20 protein-coding genes and 1 pseudogene are annotated in these 17,681 nt (G+C 70.7%); 17 read left to right on the forward strand and 4 right to left on the reverse strand.

Features of this window, described 5'->3' with window-relative positions:
- The first annotated feature begins 2 nt into the window (after positions 1–2).
- From ABD954_RS05865 to ABD954_RS05915, 11 genes are all read left to right on the forward strand, one after another.
- On the forward strand, positions 3–860 hold the full coding sequence (locus ABD954_RS05865; RefSeq protein WP_345484701.1) for an SPDY domain-containing protein: 858 nt from the start codon (positions 3–5) through the stop codon (positions 858–860).
- Between the two features lie 77 nt (positions 861–937).
- Positions 938–1,450 (forward strand): hypothetical protein, encoded by a 513-nt coding sequence (locus ABD954_RS05870; protein ID WP_345484702.1) that lies wholly within the window; start codon positions 938–940, stop codon positions 1,448–1,450.
- On the forward strand, positions 1,447–2,199 hold the full coding sequence (locus ABD954_RS05875) for an SPDY domain-containing protein (protein ID WP_345484703.1): 753 nt from the start codon (positions 1,447–1,449) through the stop codon (positions 2,197–2,199). The genes ABD954_RS05870 and ABD954_RS05875 overlap by 4 nt, the downstream gene beginning before the upstream one ends.
- Before the next feature lie 43 nt (positions 2,200–2,242).
- The gene (locus tag ABD954_RS05880; protein ID WP_345484704.1) at positions 2,243–4,036 is read left to right on the forward strand and encodes a type IV secretory system conjugative DNA transfer family protein; all 1,794 of its coding nucleotides are present in this window, start codon (positions 2,243–2,245) and stop codon (positions 4,034–4,036) included.
- A gap of 81 nt (positions 4,037–4,117) precedes the next feature.
- On the forward strand, positions 4,118–4,711 hold the full coding sequence (locus ABD954_RS05885) for a hypothetical protein (protein WP_345484705.1): 594 nt from the start codon (positions 4,118–4,120) through the stop codon (positions 4,709–4,711).
- A 52-nt stretch (positions 4,712–4,763) separates the two neighbouring features.
- On the forward strand, positions 4,764–5,576 hold the full coding sequence (locus ABD954_RS05890) for a hypothetical protein (RefSeq protein WP_345484706.1): 813 nt from the start codon (positions 4,764–4,766) through the stop codon (positions 5,574–5,576).
- Positions 5,577–5,881: 305 nt separating this feature from the next.
- Complete coding sequence (locus ABD954_RS05895) at positions 5,882–6,220, forward strand: SH3 domain-containing protein (protein ID WP_345484707.1); 339 nt, start codon at positions 5,882–5,884, stop codon at positions 6,218–6,220.
- A gap of 303 nt (positions 6,221–6,523) precedes the next feature.
- Positions 6,524–7,384, forward strand: a complete 861-nt coding sequence (locus ABD954_RS05900; protein ID WP_345491983.1) for an adenine nucleotide alpha hydrolase family protein — start codon at positions 6,524–6,526, stop codon at positions 7,382–7,384.
- 5 nt (positions 7,385–7,389) lie between these two features.
- On the forward strand, positions 7,390–8,658 hold the full coding sequence (locus tag ABD954_RS05905) for a DNA cytosine methyltransferase (protein WP_345491985.1): 1,269 nt from the start codon (positions 7,390–7,392) through the stop codon (positions 8,656–8,658).
- On the forward strand, positions 8,658–9,809 hold the full coding sequence (locus tag ABD954_RS05910) for a DnaB-like helicase N-terminal domain-containing protein (protein WP_345484708.1): 1,152 nt from the start codon (positions 8,658–8,660) through the stop codon (positions 9,807–9,809). The genes ABD954_RS05905 and ABD954_RS05910 overlap by 1 nt, the downstream gene beginning before the upstream one ends.
- Positions 9,810–9,822: 13 nt before the next feature.
- On the forward strand, positions 9,823–11,118 hold the full coding sequence (locus ABD954_RS05915; protein ID WP_345484709.1) for an SPDY domain-containing protein: 1,296 nt from the start codon (positions 9,823–9,825) through the stop codon (positions 11,116–11,118).
- Positions 11,119–11,300: 182 nt separating this feature from the next.
- Here ABD954_RS05915 and rpsR read toward each other — a convergent pair.
- The 4 genes and pseudogenes from rpsR to rpmG form a co-directional block, all read right to left on the reverse strand.
- A pseudogene (gene rpsR / locus ABD954_RS05920) lies at positions 11,301–11,536 on the reverse strand (30S ribosomal protein S18).
- A 70-nt stretch (positions 11,537–11,606) separates the two neighbouring features.
- Positions 11,607–12,758 (reverse strand): CobW family GTP-binding protein, encoded by a 1,152-nt coding sequence (locus ABD954_RS05925; protein WP_345484710.1) that lies wholly within the window; start codon positions 12,756–12,758, stop codon positions 11,607–11,609.
- Positions 12,758–13,003, reverse strand: a complete 246-nt coding sequence (locus tag ABD954_RS05930) for a type B 50S ribosomal protein L31 (protein ID WP_345484712.1) — start codon at positions 13,001–13,003, stop codon at positions 12,758–12,760. Before ABD954_RS05930 ends, ABD954_RS05925 begins: the two co-directional genes overlap by 1 nt.
- Positions 13,004–13,050: 47 nt before the next feature.
- Positions 13,051–13,215, reverse strand: coding sequence for a 50S ribosomal protein L33 (rpmG, locus tag ABD954_RS05935; protein WP_345484713.1), 165 nt, complete (start codon positions 13,213–13,215; stop codon positions 13,051–13,053).
- A 67-nt stretch (positions 13,216–13,282) separates the two neighbouring features.
- Here rpmG and rpmB point away from each other — a divergent pair, with 67 nt between their 5' ends.
- The 6 genes from rpmB (at position 13,283) to ABD954_RS05965 (ending at position 17,674) form a co-directional block, all read left to right on the forward strand.
- Entirely contained in the window at positions 13,283–13,519 is a 237-nt protein-coding gene (rpmB, locus tag ABD954_RS05940; protein WP_282697264.1) for a 50S ribosomal protein L28, read from the forward strand.
- Complete coding sequence (rpsN, locus tag ABD954_RS05945) at positions 13,519–13,824, forward strand: 30S ribosomal protein S14 (RefSeq protein WP_345484717.1); 306 nt, start codon at positions 13,519–13,521, stop codon at positions 13,822–13,824. The genes rpmB and rpsN overlap by 1 nt, the downstream gene beginning before the upstream one ends.
- Before the next feature lie 259 nt (positions 13,825–14,083).
- Complete coding sequence (locus ABD954_RS05950; protein WP_345484718.1) at positions 14,084–15,310, forward strand: GTP-binding protein; 1,227 nt, start codon at positions 14,084–14,086, stop codon at positions 15,308–15,310.
- A 59-nt stretch (positions 15,311–15,369) separates the two neighbouring features.
- Positions 15,370–15,540 carry a 50S ribosomal protein L32 gene (gene rpmF, locus ABD954_RS05955; RefSeq protein ID WP_344642506.1) on the forward strand — a complete coding sequence of 57 codons (171 nt, stop codon included), beginning with the start codon at positions 15,370–15,372 and terminating at the stop codon, positions 15,538–15,540.
- A 6-nt stretch (positions 15,541–15,546) separates the two neighbouring features.
- Positions 15,547–16,707, forward strand: a complete 1,161-nt coding sequence (locus ABD954_RS05960) for a GTP-binding protein (protein ID WP_345484719.1) — start codon at positions 15,547–15,549, stop codon at positions 16,705–16,707.
- Between the two features lie 139 nt (positions 16,708–16,846).
- Positions 16,847–17,674 (forward strand): class I SAM-dependent methyltransferase, encoded by an 828-nt coding sequence (locus ABD954_RS05965; protein WP_345484720.1) that lies wholly within the window; start codon positions 16,847–16,849, stop codon positions 17,672–17,674.
- Positions 17,675–17,681 lie beyond the last annotated feature (7 nt).

Here is a 17,681-nt window from a genome sequence, read left to right on the forward strand (position 1 = left end):
CCGTGATCACCTGGCGTCAGTTGGACGCCTTCACCAACGAATACGAGAGCAAGCTCGGATCGCCGGTCTCCCCGCGCTACCTCGCAGGCCCTGGCGACCCCAGGCACATCACGCACGCCCTGTGCGCCGCCGGGTGGAGCGTGCCCTGTGACCCGCTCCACCCGGTCATCCGCATGCAAAGTCCCGACCAGCAGCACGAGCTGGTCTTCCAGCCCTCCGCCCAGTACGCACGCCAATGGTGGACGGTGCACAGCGGACACGGCCCCGACCGCTGGTACGCCACATTCAGCGGCTCGACACCGGTGGAGATCATCGCAGGACTCACCGACACCCTCCTCCGCCCCGAGCCGGAGAAGGAACCTCGGGAAGACTTGGCGGCCATCCTCACGGGACGCAGCTGGGAGCACACCACCGATGGGCTCGGCGGCCACCGGATCGTGTCGCCCGACCGCACCACGGTCGTCGAGCAGCGAATCTCGCCCTCCATGGGCCGCTGCGGCTGGCAGATCGAGGTGGCTCGCACCCACAGACCGCACGCACCTGAGGGGCGGTTGTGGTGCGCCTCTCTGGACATCCGAACCCCCGCCCATGTGCTCGGCTCCGTCGCCACCGCCCTGTCCAATCCGGCACCAGTGCCGCGCCCTCGCTTCGCCATCGACGAAAGTCCCCACCTCACCGTGGGCCGGGAGATCGAAATCAGCGAACAGATCGTGACCGCACACCAGGAGCGTCTCGCAGCGGCCCGCCGACACCGCCCTGCCGCGACAGCGGTCACGACGACACCGGCACCGAGCACCCCCTCCGTCACACGTCCGCCCGCAGCCGCTGACCACCACCTCCGACACAAGGATTCACTCTGATCACACCGTCCAGCTCCCCGTCCGCGCGGCACGCCCGCCTCCTCAAGCAGCTGGAGGTCTTCCTCGTCGAGAGCGAGGTGATCCTCGCCGCCTGGGACGCCTACTCCGACAAGCACACCGACGCCGACGGCTGGCCGTACGACGAAGTGTCGTACGGCTGGCGCATGGTCCAACGGGACTCCGAGATCTGGCGAGCGTTCCAGGAGATCCGCTCCTCTGCCCGCGAGCTCCTCGCCACGGCTGGCGTCCAGCTCCAGCACATCAACGCCGGTGATGTCGAGCCCCGATGGACATGGCAACTGGGCGAACTCACCCGCGCCTTGGAGCAGCTGGAGGCGCTCCAGAGCGGGCATGCAAAGGTCCGCGAAGCCCGGCGGACCTCGCCGCCGGTGTCGCAGGAGAAGTTCGTCGACTCCCTGGCCGAGCGCAACGAGGAGGCGTGGGGCTACCTGGACACCTGGGCCACCCAGGGCCGTGCTCTCCTCGACATCCACACCGTCGCCCTCAAGGCGCCGCCGCGGATTCTGAGTGCCGCGCCCGCCCCGACCGCTGCGGCGGCGGCCCGCCGGCAGGTGGGGAGGCGCGGATGAGCATCAAGGTCGAACAGGCGCTCATCTCGCCCCGGTACCTCGCCGGCCCCGGCGACCCGGCCTGGGTCACCGCCGCCCTGCACGAAGGGGCCGGCTGGAGTCACGGCCATGACCCGCTGATGCCCCGGGTCGTCCTGACCAGCCCTAACCAGAAGTCGACGCTCCGCCTCGAGCCGGACCTGAACGAGCCCTGGTGGCACCTTTCCCACCACGACGGTCGCACCGGATCTGTCTGGAACGCCTCCTTCGGCGGCGGAACGCCCGTCGAGTTGATCGCCGCCGTCACCGACGCCCTTACCGACCCCGACTACCACGCACGCAAGGTAGCGGACCCCTACCAGTCACTGCGACGGGCACGGTGGGACGCCGCCCCCAACGGCCAGTTCAGCTCGCCGGACGGCCGCGTGACGGGCGAGCGCTTCAACTTCTCCGGCAGCCACAGCTGGCGCATCACGGCCACCCTCGACGAGGACGATCCGGTGTGGCACGCGTGGTTCAGCGCCGGCACGCCTCCGGTCCTCGTGGCCGCGTTCATGCAGGCACTCGCCGATCCGGAGCCGGTCCGCCGCTCCCACGAGCAGACCATCGGTTTCCCCCGCCGCCGGATCACCTTGCGCTGGCAGGAGTGGCCGGCCGAGAGAGTCGCCCGGGCGCTGCCTGAACGGATTGAGCACCTCGCCGCCCGCCGCCTCAACACTCCACCGCCGACGCTCCCGACTCCGCCGCCGGCGCCCCGACGCACCCGCTGAAGCTCCTCGCCCACCAAGGCCGCACCGCTCAAGGAACCACCGCTTGTCGCCTGCTCCTTCCTCCAGTTCCGACGGCTACGACATAGCCCTGAAGATTCTCCTCGGCGCTCTCGCCGTCGGCCTTCCCCTCGCTTCGATCGCCTGGTTGGGCGGCAACCTCACGGCCTGGGCGACCGGCACCGGCCCCTGGGTGCCGTACCGGCCAGGGGACGCGCTCCTCCGCCCAGAGCAGCTCTGGCCGCAGGCCGGAGAAGCGTCCCTGCTCATCACCACCCGGATCGTCCCTGTCGTGCTGACGCTGCTCCTGGCCGCCGGTGCCGGAGCCCTGTGGCTCCGGTACACGAACCGGGCCGGCGGCCGGAAGAAGAGGGTCGACGGGATGGCCAAGGCTCGCGACATCAAGCCGCTGCTCGCCAAGGCCATCGAGACCAAGGCCCGCTCACTGCGGCCGAGCCTGAAGAACGCCAAGCACATCGAGCCGCGCGACACCGGCATCCTTCTCGGCAACCTGCAAGGGACGCGGCACGAGGTGCGCATGGGCTTCGAGGACGTCGCCGTGGCGATCATGGCCCCGAGGTCCGGCAAGACGACCTCCCTCGCAATCCCGTCCATCCTCGCCGCACCCGGGCCTGTGCTGCTGACCTCGAACAAGGCTGCCGGCGACGCCTACACGGCCACCTACGACGCCCGCAGTCTGGTGGGACGGGTGTGGTCGATGGACCCACAGCAGATCGCCCACGCCTCCCGCGAGATGTGGTGGAACCCGCTCACCGACGCCAAGACCCTCGACGGCGCGGGGCGACTCGCCGGGCACTTCCTCGCCGCCTCCGTCGATGCGAACCAGCAGGGCGACTTCTGGTCCAAGGCCGGCAGCAACATCCTCGCCCAGTTGTTCCTGGCCGCGGCGCTTGACGAGCGGCCGATCACCGACGTGATGCAGTGGCTGGCCTTCCCCGCTGACCGAACCCCGCTGGACATCCTGCGTGATCACAAGTTCACCGCCGTCGCCTCCCAGCTCAAGGGCACCGTCGAAGGCCCGCCCGAGACACGCGACGGTATCTACGAGACCGCCCGCCAGTATGCCGCCGCCCTGCTCAACAGCGAGATCGCCGCCTGGGTCACCCCGCAGAAGGACGTCCCCGAGTTCCGCCCGGCCGACTTCGTGACCTCCAGCGACTCGCTGTTCCTGCTGTCGAAGGACGGGGGCGGCGGCGCCTCGGCGCTGATCGCGGCGTGCGCGGACTCCGTGATGCGGGCCGCGACCGCCCAGGCCGAGCGCGCCGGCGGCCGACTGGACCCGCCGATGCTCGCGATCCTCGACGAGGCCGCCAACGTGTGCAAGATCAGCGACCTGCCGGACCTGTACTCCCACCTGGGCTCGCGCGGCATCATCCCGATCACCATCCTGCAGTCCTACCGTCAGGGCCAGAAGGTCTGGGGCGACGCCGGGATGGACGCGATGTGGTCCGCGGCCACCGTCAAGGTCATCGGCTCCGGCATCGACGACCCCGACTTCGCCGACAAGCTCTCCCGGATGATCGGCGACCACGACGTCGAGACCACCTCCACCTCCGTCTCCGACTCCGGCAAGTCGACCTCGATCAGCATGCGGCAGGAACGGATCCTGCCCGCCGACGCGATCCGCGCCCTCCCCAAGGGCTCCGCCCTGTGCCTGGCCACCGGCATGCGAGTCGCGATGCTCGACCTGCGCCCCTGGTACGCCGAGCACGGCGCCGACGAACTCGCCGCCGCCTCTGCCCGCGCCTCGAAGGCCATCACGGCCCGCGCCGTCGCCAAACAGGCTCCGGAGCAGGCCGACTTCGACCAGGCCGCGTAGCCACGAACCAAGCGTGCGGTGCCTCACCGGCGACGGCCCGTAGCCCCGTTCCGTTGATTCCAGCCGTTCCCGGAGACGACCGTGCAGATCATCGACCTCGCCGAGCAGACCCGCATCCTCGGGCAGATACCGGGTGGACTACAGGGCCTGCGGACCGAGATCGAGGGCGTACGCACCGGGGACATCGCCCGGCCCGTACGCGAGATCGTGCCGATCGCGGTCCGCACACACAGCCTGGCCATCCGCTGCCTGCAACAGTTCGAAACCCTGTCGACCAGCCAGTACGCGGTCATGAAGAACGGCCATGAGAACCTCGCACACCTCGCCGAGGCCGCCTTGCGGGTTTCCCTCGCCTCGTCGCTGTGCACGTACGGCATCACCGGACGCACCGACGCCCTGCTGTACGAGGATGGCGATCGGACGCCGGAGACCAGCCGCCAGTACCTGACCGAAGCGATGGACGAGCTCGATCAGGCTGCCGGCACCTACCGCGTGGTCGCTCAGAACCTTTCGCGGCGCCTGGCGTCCGCCGCCGCACGGGCCGAGGACCAGTCCCGCATCGCCCGTTCCCTCGCCGGCCCCGGTGCCAATGACGTCCGGGCCCACCCTGCTCACGCCCATGCTCCCGCGCCCGCTTCCACAGCGACTACGTCAAGCCGCCCCGCCCGGCGGTAGGGCCGACGCTCCCAAGCACCCGCCCCCCTTCTCCTCCAAGGAGCCCCGTTTCTTGACACACCCGTTCACCCCAGGGCCGATCGATGAGGACCTGTGGGCCGTGACCCAGTACCTGCTGAAGTGCGGCGACCTGCTCGACGAGCTCATGCGACAGCGGGACGAGCCGCCAGAGCGACTGTCAGCCACCGTTCGTACGGGCAGCGCGCTGTACCGAACCTCGCTGCACACCGGCAAGCTCCTGGCCCAGGCGGCACTCAGCGACGCAGCGACCACCGTCGACAGCCAGGAGGCGATTTCCGTCCTCCGTCACCTCACCGAGGCCACCGCGAACGCCGCCGCGCGGGCGTCGGACGCCGTGTCCGCTCTCGCCCACGCCGAAACCGCCTTGGCCAACCGGCTGCTGGAGCAGTCCCGCACGCACCTGTACCGAACGCCGGTGGCCGTCCAAGACGTCAGCGCCGCCCTGCTGCGTCACGACGGCTATCTCTACGCCCAGGAGCGGGCGACACGGGAGAAGCTCAGCACCAACTCCCCCACCGTCAAGGTCAGCGAAGCGCAACGCAAGGGCCTCGCCTCCCTCGCCCGCGGCGACGGCGTCGTCCGGGAAACCGCCACCGGCACACGAGAAGTCGCCAGCCCTCCAGCGGCGTACATGAGGGCCGCCACCATCGACGCACTCGTCGACAAGAAGCTGATCACCCTCACCCCACTCCTCCAGCAGGACCGGTACGGCGTCCGGCTCACCTCCGACGGTATCCAGGCCCTTGTCTCAGCAGGGCCGGCGCAACACCGCCGCCCCGCTGCCGTCACATCGGTACCCACCACGGTCACGAGCACGGCACGCCCGGTGGGCGCGCGGCGCTGACGGTCTTGCCCGACGGACGACAGTCGCCGTCCCGCACCGCCGATCTGGAGCCGCGCGACCTCGCCGACCTGGTCAAGCTGACTGCTCCGTGCTCCACGGCCTCCGGCGCCCCGAGACGAGACGTTTCCAGCCTCCGCGCCCGCCCGGCACATCGGCAATTGGCCGGCACCCCGCGCCCGCCGCCGCTGAACCACCCCATCCGTACTTGCGGCGGCTACCCCGGGGACCTCGCGACGCCCGTTCCACCTCTCTCCCGCCGCTGCGCCCATGCGGCCCCCGCTTTCCCAATCCCCTTGGAGATCTTCATGCGTATCCCCCGCACCGTCCTGTGCGCCGCCGCCCTGGCAACCCTCGCCGTTCCGGCAACCGCCTCCGCCTCGGCCGCGACCACCGCGCCCGCCGCCCTCCCGCTGGTGCGGGACTGCGACCGGCCCGGGCCGTGGACCGTCGGCACCAACGCCGTCAATATCCGCAAGAGCCCCACGACCCGCTCCTCCATCGTCGGCGTCCTCTACCGCAGCCACCGGTTCACCGTGCACTCCTCTCGCGGCGGCTGGCACTACATCACGGACCGTACGACGGGCGTGAAGGGCTGGGTCTCCGGCAGCTACGTCTACCGCGACGCGTACATGTGCCTCGACTGACATCCAGGTACGTGTTGCTGCCCGCGTAACCGAGGCCCTCGGTCGCCATCAGCCCCCCGCGGGCACCTATCGCCTGCGCAAGAGGGGCCCGCGGCCACCGAGGGCCTGTGGAACACACCGCGCGCAGCCACGGCCTCCGCCAACAGCCGCCAGCAGCGCTGCGCCGCTCGCTCAGTACCGCCGCCGCAGTTTTCGCGGCACGCGACATCATGCCCTGCCTCCCACCGCCTACTAGGAAGCCTCATTTCCCCCAATCCCCAGTTTCGTGCCATTTCCCTCGGTGCCGGCATTCAGTCCAGTGCCCTGCTCGCACTGTCCGCCGACGGCACCCTCCCGAAGGTCGATTACGCAATTTTTGCTGACACGGGATGGGAGCCTAGGGCCGTTTATGACCACCTCGAACTCCTCGAACGTGAAATAGCCAAGCCTGCCGGAATACCCATCCTTCGGGTCACGTCGGGAAACATTCGAGACGATGCCCTGGACCCTGATCACCGCTTCGCCTCGATGCCCCTCTACATCCTCAACAAGGACGGGCGACCTGGGATGACCAGGCGCCAGTGCACCGGGGAGTACAAGGTCAAGCCGATCAAGAAGAAGATCCGAGACCTGCTCGGCTATCCGTATCCGATCCGTGTCCCGAAGGGATTGTTCGTCGAGCAGTGGATCGGCATATCCACCGACGAGTTCCACCGTGCCAAGGACGCCGACGTCAAGTACATGCGGAACCGGCATCCGCTGATCGACATGGGCTGGTCACGTTCCGACTGCGTACACTATCTGAGGTCCCTGGGGCTTGCCGATACGCCGAAATCGAGCTGTCTCGGGTGCCCGTTCCACGGAAATGCGCAGTGGCGGAATATCCGCGATCACTCTCCCTCGGAGTGGGCGGACGTCGTCGCCTTCGACGCGGCGATCCGGAAGGGGAACGCCCGCGCCAACGCCAGCGGCAACAAGCTGCTGGGCGAGGCGTTCCTGCACCGCTCACGGGTCCCACTCGATCAGGCCCCGATCGACCACGTCACCGCGGCCGAGTGGGCCGCCCGTCAGCGGAGCCTCGCCGACGCGGATCAGCTGGAGCAGGGCGTCGTGGATGGCTGCTCCCCGTGGTCGTGCCGGGGCGAAGTGGAAGCGGTGCAGGACGACTTCGGGCTCACCGCGTGAACGGGCTGGTTCTGGACCTGTTCGCGGGCCCGGGCGGATGGAGCCACCCGCTGCACCTGCTCGGGATCCGTGATGTCGGTCTGGAGTGGGATGAGTGGGCGTGCCGAACGAGGGCGGCGGCGGGGCTGCTGACGATCCGTACCGACGTCGCGATGTACCCGTGCCAGATGTTCGCCGGCCGGACGCGCGGGTTCATCGCGTCGCCTCCTTGCCAGGCGTGGTCCATGGCGGGCAAGCGCCTGGGGCTGGTGGACCGGCCGCTGGTGCACCAGGCGGTCGCCGATCTCGCCTCCGGTCGCGACACCCGGGAGAGGCTGCTGGCTGCCTGCCGGGACGAGCGGTCCCTGCTCGCGGCGGAGCCGATGCGCTACCTGCATGCCCTGAACGGGGTCGGCGAGCCGGAGTGGGTGGCCATGGAGGAGGTCCCCGATGTTCTGCCGCTGTGGCGCCAGTACGCGGCGATCCTGCGCGGCTGGGGGTTCTCCGCTTGGACGGGGATCCTGAACGCGGCCGACTATGGCGTCCCGCAGACGAGGAAGCGGGCGATCCTGCTCGCCTCCCGCGTCCGTACGGCCGAACCACCGCCGCCCACACACGCCCGCCTCGCCGAGCCCGAGTCGCTGTTCGGGCCGGGCCGCGCGCAGTGGGTGTCCATGGCCGAGGCCCTCGGCTGGGGTGCGACCGACCGTCCCGTCCCGACCATCTGCGCCGGCGGGGGCCCGGGCGGCGGTCCCGAACCCTTCCCCTCCGGAGCCCGCAAGACGCTCTCCGACGCCCGCGACCGAGGCACGTGGGCGCCGATGGTCGGCGATCTGGTGCTGGCGTCCCGCCGGGAAGGGCCCGGCTGGGGCACCCGGCACGGCATACGCGACGACCGCTCCGCCGAAGCGCCCGCGCCGACCTTCACCGCCGAAGCGCACCGCTGGTCGTGGTCGCTGCGCAGCAACAACCAAACCAACGCCACGGTCAGGGGCCTCGATGAGCCGGCCGGGACCCTGTTCTTCGGGCACCGCGCAAACGAGTGCACCTGGGTCGCCGAGCCATCGCCGGACGCCCCTCCCGGGAACGGGATCGAACCACCGCCACCGATCCGGATAACGGCCGCCGAGGCCGGCATCCTGCAGAGCTTCCCCGCCGGCTACCCGTGGCAAGGCAACAAGGGCCAGCGGTTCTCCCAGATCGGCAACGCCGTCCCCCCGAGGCTCGCCGCCCACCTCCTCGCCCCGCACATCGGCGTCCCGTTCAACCCCGACGACTTCACCCTGGCCGCCTGATGCCCCGCACCCCCGACCGTGACGACGAGACCCCGTACGAACCGGTGGAGCGCCCGCCGACGCACTACGCCGAGCAGGCTCTCCTCGGAGCCGTCCTGCTCAACCCCAACGTCCTCGCGGACCTCACGGGCGTCGAACCCGTGGCCTTCGACAACTCCTTCCACGCCGCCGTCTTCGCCGCGATGCAGTCCTCTCCCGCCCCGGACGACCAGACCGCCGAAGCAGGCGTGGACTGGCTGAACACCGTCCTGGCCAAGGCCCAGTCGGACACACCAGGACTGACGGCGTCGTTCATGCACACCCTGATCTCCGCCTGCCCCCGGCCGAGCCACGCGTCCGCGTACGCGGCGATCATCCGGTCCGAGCACGCCCGGCGCACCATCCGCCTTCACGCCGAGCAGCTGGCCCAGGCCGCCGCTGACACCACCGTGCCCGACCGCCCCGGACACGCCCTCACCGCCGCCAACGCACTCGTCCGGCACCTCGACGAACTCGCCGGCTGCTTCCCTTCCCACTCCGCCCCCCTGCCGCGCACACCCCCGCCTCCTCCCCCGCCGCCGGTGGACACGGAGGAGGCTCTGGAGGCCGAGCAGTGTCTGCTCGCGAGCGCCGTGTCGTGGCCCGCGTACGTGAAGGAGATGCGATGGCTCACCGCCGACGACTTCTTCCACCCCGTCCACGCCGGGCTGTGGGAATGCGTGACCGCGCTGGCCCACCGCGGGGAACCCGTGGATCCGGTCACCGTGCTTTGGGAGGCCCAACACCGCGGCGTCCTCGCCGCCGGCATCACCTCGGCCGACACGCTCGCCCTGCTGTCGACGCCCGTCGGCTCCGCTGAGTACTGGGGCGAGCGCCTCGTCGAACGCACCCTGCTCATTCGGGCCCAACACGCGGCCGTCCGGGTCACCGCCTACGCCGACGACCCCACCAACAGCGTGCACCAGCTGGTCACCGGCAGCCGACGCGCCCTCGCCGACCTGCACGCCGTTCGCAACCGCTGGCAGCGAGCCACCCGCTCGCCCAAGGCCCCAACCGCCGAGGCCGAGACCACGATCCCCTCGCGAGCCGGCCCCCGCAGCCTCCTCACCACCCCCACCACGACTTCCGCCCGAGTCGTTCCCGCCAGGCCCACCGCGGGCCGGGCCCCGTAGCCGAAGGTTCCCGATGCCGTACGCCCCCGCCGACGCCCACATCCACTTCGCCCTCCACCCAGACCATCACTCCGGCGTGATCGCCACCACCAGCGGCCCGACAGCCGACGCCGCCCGCTCCCACCTGCAAGACCTCGGCTGGCGCAGCACCAGCCCGACCACCATGGTCCTGGCCCGCATCGACCGGGAGGAGCCCTACTACGCCGCAACGGCGGCCGAACAGCTCCACCGCTACGGGTTCACCGTCGACATCGCCCCCGACCTCCAGGAGGAGATCGACACCGAGTGGACCTGGGGGAACTACCCCTTCCCCTGGTGCACCAGAGAGGAAGTGCGCGAGGTCAGCGCCGAGGCCCAGCGCATTCACGACGACATTGCCGAGGGTCGCCTGTTCATCCATCTACACGCCGAGGACGGGCACACCACCGTCGCCGTCGGCAGCTACGCCACAGGCGTGCGCCGGCACGTCCGCCTCCACGGCGAGAACCACCTCCGCCAGGTCGTCGCCCGCTTCGACCACGAAGCGGAAGCCGTCGCCGACTTCCAGCGCCTCTACAGCGTTGCCGTCCGCCCCGGCCCCGCCCCGCTCACCGACCTGGAGAGGACCGTACGCCAGGTGCTACGCGGGCAGAGGCCAGCGGGGCACTCCGCCGACAGCATCGCCACGGCGCCGGCAGCGCCGCCTGTCGCCGCCCTCGGAGAGCACGAGCAGTTCCTCACGTCCTTCCTCGAAGGCAACCCCCGGTGGGAGAAGTACCGGACTTGGAGAGACGAGACGACCATCGTCTCGCACGAGAGCCTTACCGTCCGGGCGGAGTTCGACCACGAAGCGCGCCACCGCACCGACACCGCCTGGAGCATGGCCGAGTACAACGGGCCCGTAGGCGAGCGCCTCTGGCACGCCACTCTCACTGCGGGCACCCCCATCCCGCTCATTAGGGGACTGCTCGAACACCTCGACACCCCATCCCCTGCGCGCGCTGGGGAGCCTCACGAACCGCTGCGGGACGCCGGCTGGCATCCGGCGAGCCACCCGGCCTGGACGACTTGGCGCGCACCGAACCGCACCATCGCCCTCGACCACGTCCCTCACGCCACGGATGACCGATGGGTCCTGTACGGAGGGGAAGACCTCGACCGGGCGGCGTGGGCCATCCGGCTGTCCGCCGGCGTCGGTCACGACGTCCTCACCCAGCTCGCCGGCACCGCCGCCGCGCTCGCCGAGCCCCCACCCGCCCCAGCACGCCGAGCCACCCTGGTTTCCCAGCTGCCCGCCACGGCTCCTCAGCCTCGTGGTCGCGTCCGCTGAACACGTGCTCCTACGCAGACAGACACTTACCGAACAGCACACTCAGTGCGCGGATCGACCCGGCGCCCATACGTCCTCCCCGCCCGACGAAAGCGAAATGGCAATCAATCAGATTACTCTCCGCGCGGCCGGGCTCTCCAACGGAGCCCGTCAGCACGCTCCAAGGGTCGGCCCAGATGCGATCAGCGGCTGGCGTACGGCAGGAGAGCCATCTCCGGGCGTTCTTGATGGCGGTGGCGAGGGCCCGCTGCTGCTGGGCGGTCACATGGGTGACGCGTCGGCTGCGGATCTTGCCACGGTCGGAGATGAACTTCCGCAGGAGGTTGGTGTCCTTGTAGTCGATGTAGGTGATCCCGGCGGCGTCGAGCGGGTTGGGGCGGGACTTGACGGGCTTGCGAGGGTCGGGGCGTCGGGCCATGTCGGTGTCTCCTTGTGGAAGTTTTCGGTCACGGTCGTGCCGAGCCGTGAGCGGGTCTTGCGGGTTGGTGTCAGGCGGCGTCGAGGAGGGAGGCGAAGGCGGCGGGCAGGTGCTTCCATGCCTCGCGCCCTGACGCGTACTCCGCGTCCGTCAGCAGGCAGGAGTCGAGGAGTCGTTCCAGGCCGTCGCGGTCGAGACCTGGCGAGGTGAAGACGAGATGCTGGCAGCAGTCGCCGTGCTCGGGGTGCCAGTCGAGCGCGGCTGCGGCCCGGCGCATGGGAGGGACCATCTCCCAGGCCGCGTCCGGCAGGGATGCCAGCCAAGGGCCGGCGCTCTCCACACACAGCGCCCCGCCGGCCGCGTCCCAGGCGAGCAGGGTGTCGGGGCGGTCGGCGAGCCAGAAGCGGCCGCGGCTTCGTGCGGCGGCGCAGCACAGGTCTTCGAGCGCATGGTAGAGGCGCTCGGGGTGGAACGGCCGTCGGCGGTGCCAGACGAAGGTGGTGACGCCTGCCTCGTCGGCTTCCTGGGGCAGGAGTGCGCAGGCGGGGTGCTGGGCGGCCGCGGCGGCCTCGACGTCGATGCCGGCGAACGCGGCCCGGGCGAGTTCCGGTGACGCGGCCGGTACGCGGAGCGCGGTGGGGTGCAGCTGTGCGAGGAGGGCGCGGTCCTCGTCGTCGGCTTCGTCGTTGTCGACGACGGCGAGAACGGGCGCGTACTCCAGTTGGCGGGCCCAGGTGTCGCCGACGGTCCGCTGGTCGGTGGGGGCGGCGGCGAGGCCGGCCTCGGCGAGGTCGTCGCCGTTGGCGAGGTAGGGCAGGATGAGCGCGGGATCGACGGCGGTGATGACGTTCGTCAGGGCGAGGCGGTCGCCGCCGTGTCCGGCGATCACCTCGGCCATGGCCTTGGGCTCGACCGAGTCCCACAGTTCGACGACGGCGAGCCGGGTCAGGCCGGCGTCGGCGAGCCGCTGCAGTTCCGGGACGAGGTCCTCGCGCAGTGCGCAGCACGCGCAGTCGTCGACCAAGGGCGTCTCGCCGCGGGACAGGGTTCCGGAGGCGTCGCGGATCAGCCGCAGGACGGTGCCGTCAGGTGCTCCGGCGAGGTCGTGGTGCAGCGCCACGCTCCCTTGCACGGCGTGCAGCAGGCGGTCGACGACCTGGGTCCTGGCCTCGGCGTGCAGGCCGGCGACGATGACGACGGGGAGCTGCTGCTCGTGGCCCATCAGCGGGCCCCGTAGCGGCGCTGGAACTTCTCGACGCGGCCGGCGGTGTCGAGGACCCGGGCGGTGCCCGTGTAGAAGGGGTGGCTCGCGGAGGAGATCTCCACGTCGACGACCGGGTAGGTGTTGCCGTCCTCCCACTCGATCGTCTTGTCGCTGGTCATCGTGGAGCGGGTGAGGAACGCGGTGCCGGAGGCGGAGTCGCGGAAGACGACGGGGGCGTAGGCGGGGTGGATTCCGGACTTCATGGCAGGGCCTTTCGGTGGTGCGGGGGCGGGGTGGTGTGCGAAGGGGGTCAGCGCTCTTCGCGGAAGTCGACGTGGCGGCCGACGACAGGGTCGTACTTGCGGAGCACCATGCGGTCCGGGTCATTGCGCCGGTTCTTGCGGGTGACGTAGGTGAACCCGGTGCCCGCCGTGGAGCGGAGCTTGATGACCGGGCGGATCTCGTTGCGTGCCATGCGGCTAGTATATGGCAATGATTTCCATTACCAACACGCTCCCCCAGCGAGAAAGGCGGCTGCATCCATGTCGGCCCACTGCCAACTGACCGGCGCCAAGCCGGGCTTCGGCAACAACATCTCCCACTCGCACCGGCGCACCTCGCGCCGCTTCGACCCGAACATCCAGCGCAAGCGCTACTGGCTGCCGAGCGAGGGGCGGCACGTCCGCCTCACGCTGAGCGCCCGGGCGATCAAGACGGTGGACACGATCGGCATCGAGGCCGCCGTGGCCCGGATCCGCGCACGGGGAGGAAAGGTCTGATGGCGAAGAAGAGCAAGATCGCGCAGAACGAGAAGCGCAAGGAGATCGTCGAGCGGTACGCCGCCCGGCGGGCGGAACTGAAGGAGATCATCCGCCACCCGCGCTCCACGGCGGCCGAACGCGAGGCCGCCCAGGCGGAGCTGCGCCGACAGCCCCGCAACGCCAGCGCCACCCGCGTACGCAACCGCGACAGCGTGGACGGCCGGCCCCGCGGCTACCTGCGCAAGTTCGGCCTCTCCCGGGTACGGGCGCGCCGGCAGGCGCACGCCGGCTTCCTGCCGGGAGTGACCAAGTCGTCCTGGTAGACACCCGCTCCACCGGCCATTCGACCCGACCGGGCGGCCCTCGCGCACACCAACCGCAGCCCGGCCATTGAAAACGAATGCCATGAGCTTTTAGGGTCGCTCCGTCCGCGTGCGGCACCCCGCGGGCCCGCGAGGGGGGCCGCGGAGGCCGCACGCGGACGCCCGAGAGGCCGAGGCATCCCGCCGCAACCGGCCCGGTGTGCCCACCGCGAGACCCCGCCCCGCCACCCGGCCTCCCCCTTCGCGAGACATCCTCGACATGCATCCTGAACCGAAGCGCCGCACGCCGAGCGCCCATCCACCCCCGAAGGGCTTGCTGAGCGTCCTCGTCGGCAACACCCCCGGAGTCCGCGGCGAGCTCGCCGGACTCCTGTCCCGTCGGCACCCGGAGGCAGTCACCGTCTCCGTGTCCATCCAGGCCGGCACGGCCGGCCCGTACCCGGTGGTCCAGCGCCTGACAGCCACCGGATCGCCCTCCGCCGGCAAGGCGGCGCACGTCTCGTCGGGGGCGACGGGCGACCCGAGCGTGATCCTGCGACAGGACCTGATCGCACTGCGGCGGGCAAGGAAGGACGTGCACGTCCTCCTGACACTGCCGCCGGAGACCGACCTCCTGCCCTTCCTCCTGGATCTGTGGCGCGAGAGGATCGGGGCCGACAGCCTGGACGACCATTACGACTGCGCTCCCGTGCTCGCCGCCATCGACCCCGCCACCCTCCTGAGGGACGTCACCGACGTACGCCGGACGACGCGCCTGTGGGGGGAGGCCGGATGGAGCGAGCCGCTCACCGCGGCCGAGGCCGCGGTCCGGCAGATCGAGGCCGTCGACACGCTCCTCATGGCCACCCGGGACGGCTCCTCCGCACGGGAGGGCGCGGTGACCCTCGTACGGCACCTCAACACCCGCGCCCATGTGGCGACGCTCCGGCAACCGCCCCCGAGCGGCGAGGCATTGACGGGGAGACGGCCACCCGCACTCGCCCGCGAAGCGTGGGCGGGATCGCTGGAGCCGGTCACGTTCCTCCCCTCAGTCCCGGACACCCACCCCGCCGTCTCCAGTCTCGTCTGGCGCGCCCGCCGGCCACTGCACCCGGGCCGGCTCGCCGAAGCCCTGGGGGACGTCATGTTCGGCGTGCTGCGGAGCCGGGGCCACCTCTGGTTCGCCAACCGGCCGGACGCCGTCATCCAGTGGCGGTCGGCAGGCCCCCACCTCGATGTCCGCGAGGCCGACCGATGGCTGGAGGAGTCCGACACCCACGCGTGGGAAGCCGCCTCCGCGCAACGCCGCACGCTCGCCGGCTGGTTGTGGGACGACTACTACGGCGAGCGGCGCAGTGAGATCCGGTTCACCGGCCCGGGCATCGACGCCGACCGCATCACGAGCGCGCTGGACAGCGCGTTGGTCACGGATGCCGAGCTGTCACTGGGCCGCGCGGTCTGGAGCGGGTGGTCCGACCCGCTCTTCAGCCGGACAGAGCCAGATTGAGAATGGCATCCATTTTCATATAGCCTCTTCGCGTCAGCACCGGACCGAGGAGTCTCACGATGGCCGTCCCCAAGCGGAAGATGTCCCGCAGCAACACCCGCCACCGCCGCGCCCAGTGGAAGGCGACCACGCCCCAGCTGGTGCCGGTCACCGTCGACGGCGTCGTGTACCAGGTCCCGCAGCGCCTGGTGAAGGCGTACGAGCGCGGCCTCATCCAGCCGGAGGGCTGAGCGCTCATGACGTCCACCGACCGGCTTCCCGTGACCGTGCTCTCCGGGTTCCTCGGGGCCGGGAAGACCACGCTGCTCAACCACGTGCTCGGGAATCGCGAAGGGCTGCGGGTCGCGGTCATCGTCAACGACATGAGTGAGGTCAACATCGACGCGGCGCTCGTGCGCGGCGGCGGGGCGGCCCTGTCCCGTACCGAGGAGCGGCTGGTCGAGATGACCAACGGGTGCATCTGCTGCACCCTGCGCGACGACCTCCTGGAGGAGGTCGACCGACTGGCCCGCGAGGGCCGCTTCGACTACCTGCTCATCGAGTCCAGCGGCACCTCCGAGCCCATGCCGGTCGCCGCCACGTTCTCCTTTCCCCGGGACGACGGGGCCACCCTCGGCGACCTCGCCCGGCTGGACACGATGGTGACCGTCGTGGACGCCGCGAACTTCCTGACGGAACTCGGCGGTGGCGACGAACTCGTCGCGCGCGGCCTCGCCCCGTACGAGGACGACGAGCGCACCGTCAGCGACCTGCTCATGGACCAGGTCGAGTTCGCCGATGTCATCGTGCTCAACAAGCTCGATCTGGTGGGACCGGAGGAGGCGCGCCGGCTGCGCGCCGCGCTCTCCCGGCTGAATCCGGAGGCGCGGATCGTGCCCTCGGTACGCGGGCAGGTCCCCCTCGAACGCCTCCTGGGCACCGGCCTGTTCGACGTGGAGAAGGCGCAGCAGGCCCCGGGCTGGGTGAAGGAGCTCAACGGCGACCACGTGCCGGAGACGGAGGAGTACGGCATCTCCTCGCTGGTGTTCCGCTCCGACCGGCCGTTCCACCCCGGACGGCTGTGGGCGTTCGTCACCAAGGGCCTCGACAGCGGGACGTTCGGGCGGGTCCTGCGTTCCAAGGGGTTCTTCTGGCTCGCCAGTCGGCCCCGGGTGACCGGGCTGTGGTCCCAGGCCGGCGCGGTCGCCCGGTTCGAACCGTCCGGCGCCCGCGGCCCGGACACCACGCAGGGCCAGGAACTGGTCTTCATCGGCACCGGCCTGCGCGCCGACGCCCTCCGCGCGGCCCTCGACGCCTGCCTGCTGGCACCGGGCGAGACCGTTCCCGCCGACGACGACTTCCCCGACTGGGAGACGTACGGCATCGAGGACGCCTGCGAACACGAGCAGGCGGCCTGAAACCCCAGCCCCGCACGCTCCGGGCCGGACGGTGGTCGCAGCCACGGCACCGTCCGGCCCGGCCCCTTTTCGCGAGGCCCCCGAAGAGTCGGGCGAGCCCTGAGCGCTCCCCTCCACGCGGGCCGGGATGGAGGCAAGAGTGACGAAACACGGTCCTTTCCGGGGCGCGGTCCAGGAGACACTCCTGATTCCGCTCTACGGACGGGCGGTGGAGCACCGCAAGGAGGACGCCGCGCTGCGCGACCCGCGCGCCGAGGAGATCGTGGCGGCGCTGCCCTACGACTTCCGGCGCTTCGACGGTCTGCCGAGCCTCGTGGGAACGGTTCTGCGGTCGGTGCTGTTCGACAGGTGGGTGAGGGACTTCCTCACCACCCACCCGTCCGGCACCGTCGTCGAGATCGGCACCGGTCTCAACACGCGCTACGAGCGCGTCGACAACGGAAGGGCACGCTGGTTCGAGCTCGATCTGCCCGACGTGATCGAGGTGCGGCGGTCCCTCTTCACCGACACCCCGCGCCGGACGACGATCGCCGCCTCCGTGACCGACGGCACGTGGACGGAGGCGGTGGCGGCCGGCGCCGACGGCCCGTACTTCTTCAGTGCCGAGGCCGTGCTGCCCTTCCTGGACGAGGCCGATGTCCGCGCGGTCGTCGGTCTGCTCGCCGAGCGTTTCCCGGGGTCGTGGCTGGCCCTGGACACCGCGGGCCCGGCCATCGTCGGCGACCAGGACCGGCATGACGCGCTCAGCAAGGTGGACGCCCGCATGCGATGGTCCTGCGCCGGCCCGGACGTCATCACACAGTGGTGTCCCGGGACCGAGCTGATCGCCTCCCACACGCTCTCCGCTCTTCCGCCGCGTGTGTACGACCCCCTTCCCGCCGCCTACCGGGAGATGCTCACCGGTCTCGCCGGGCAGCGGCTGCCCCAGGTGGAGGAGTACCGGATGAACCTGTTCAGGCTTCCGTAGGACCCGA

This window comes from Streptomyces roseoviridis (genome assembly GCF_039535235.1).
GTDB classification, from domain to species: domain Bacteria; phylum Actinomycetota; class Actinomycetes; order Streptomycetales; family Streptomycetaceae; genus Streptomyces; species Streptomyces roseoviridis.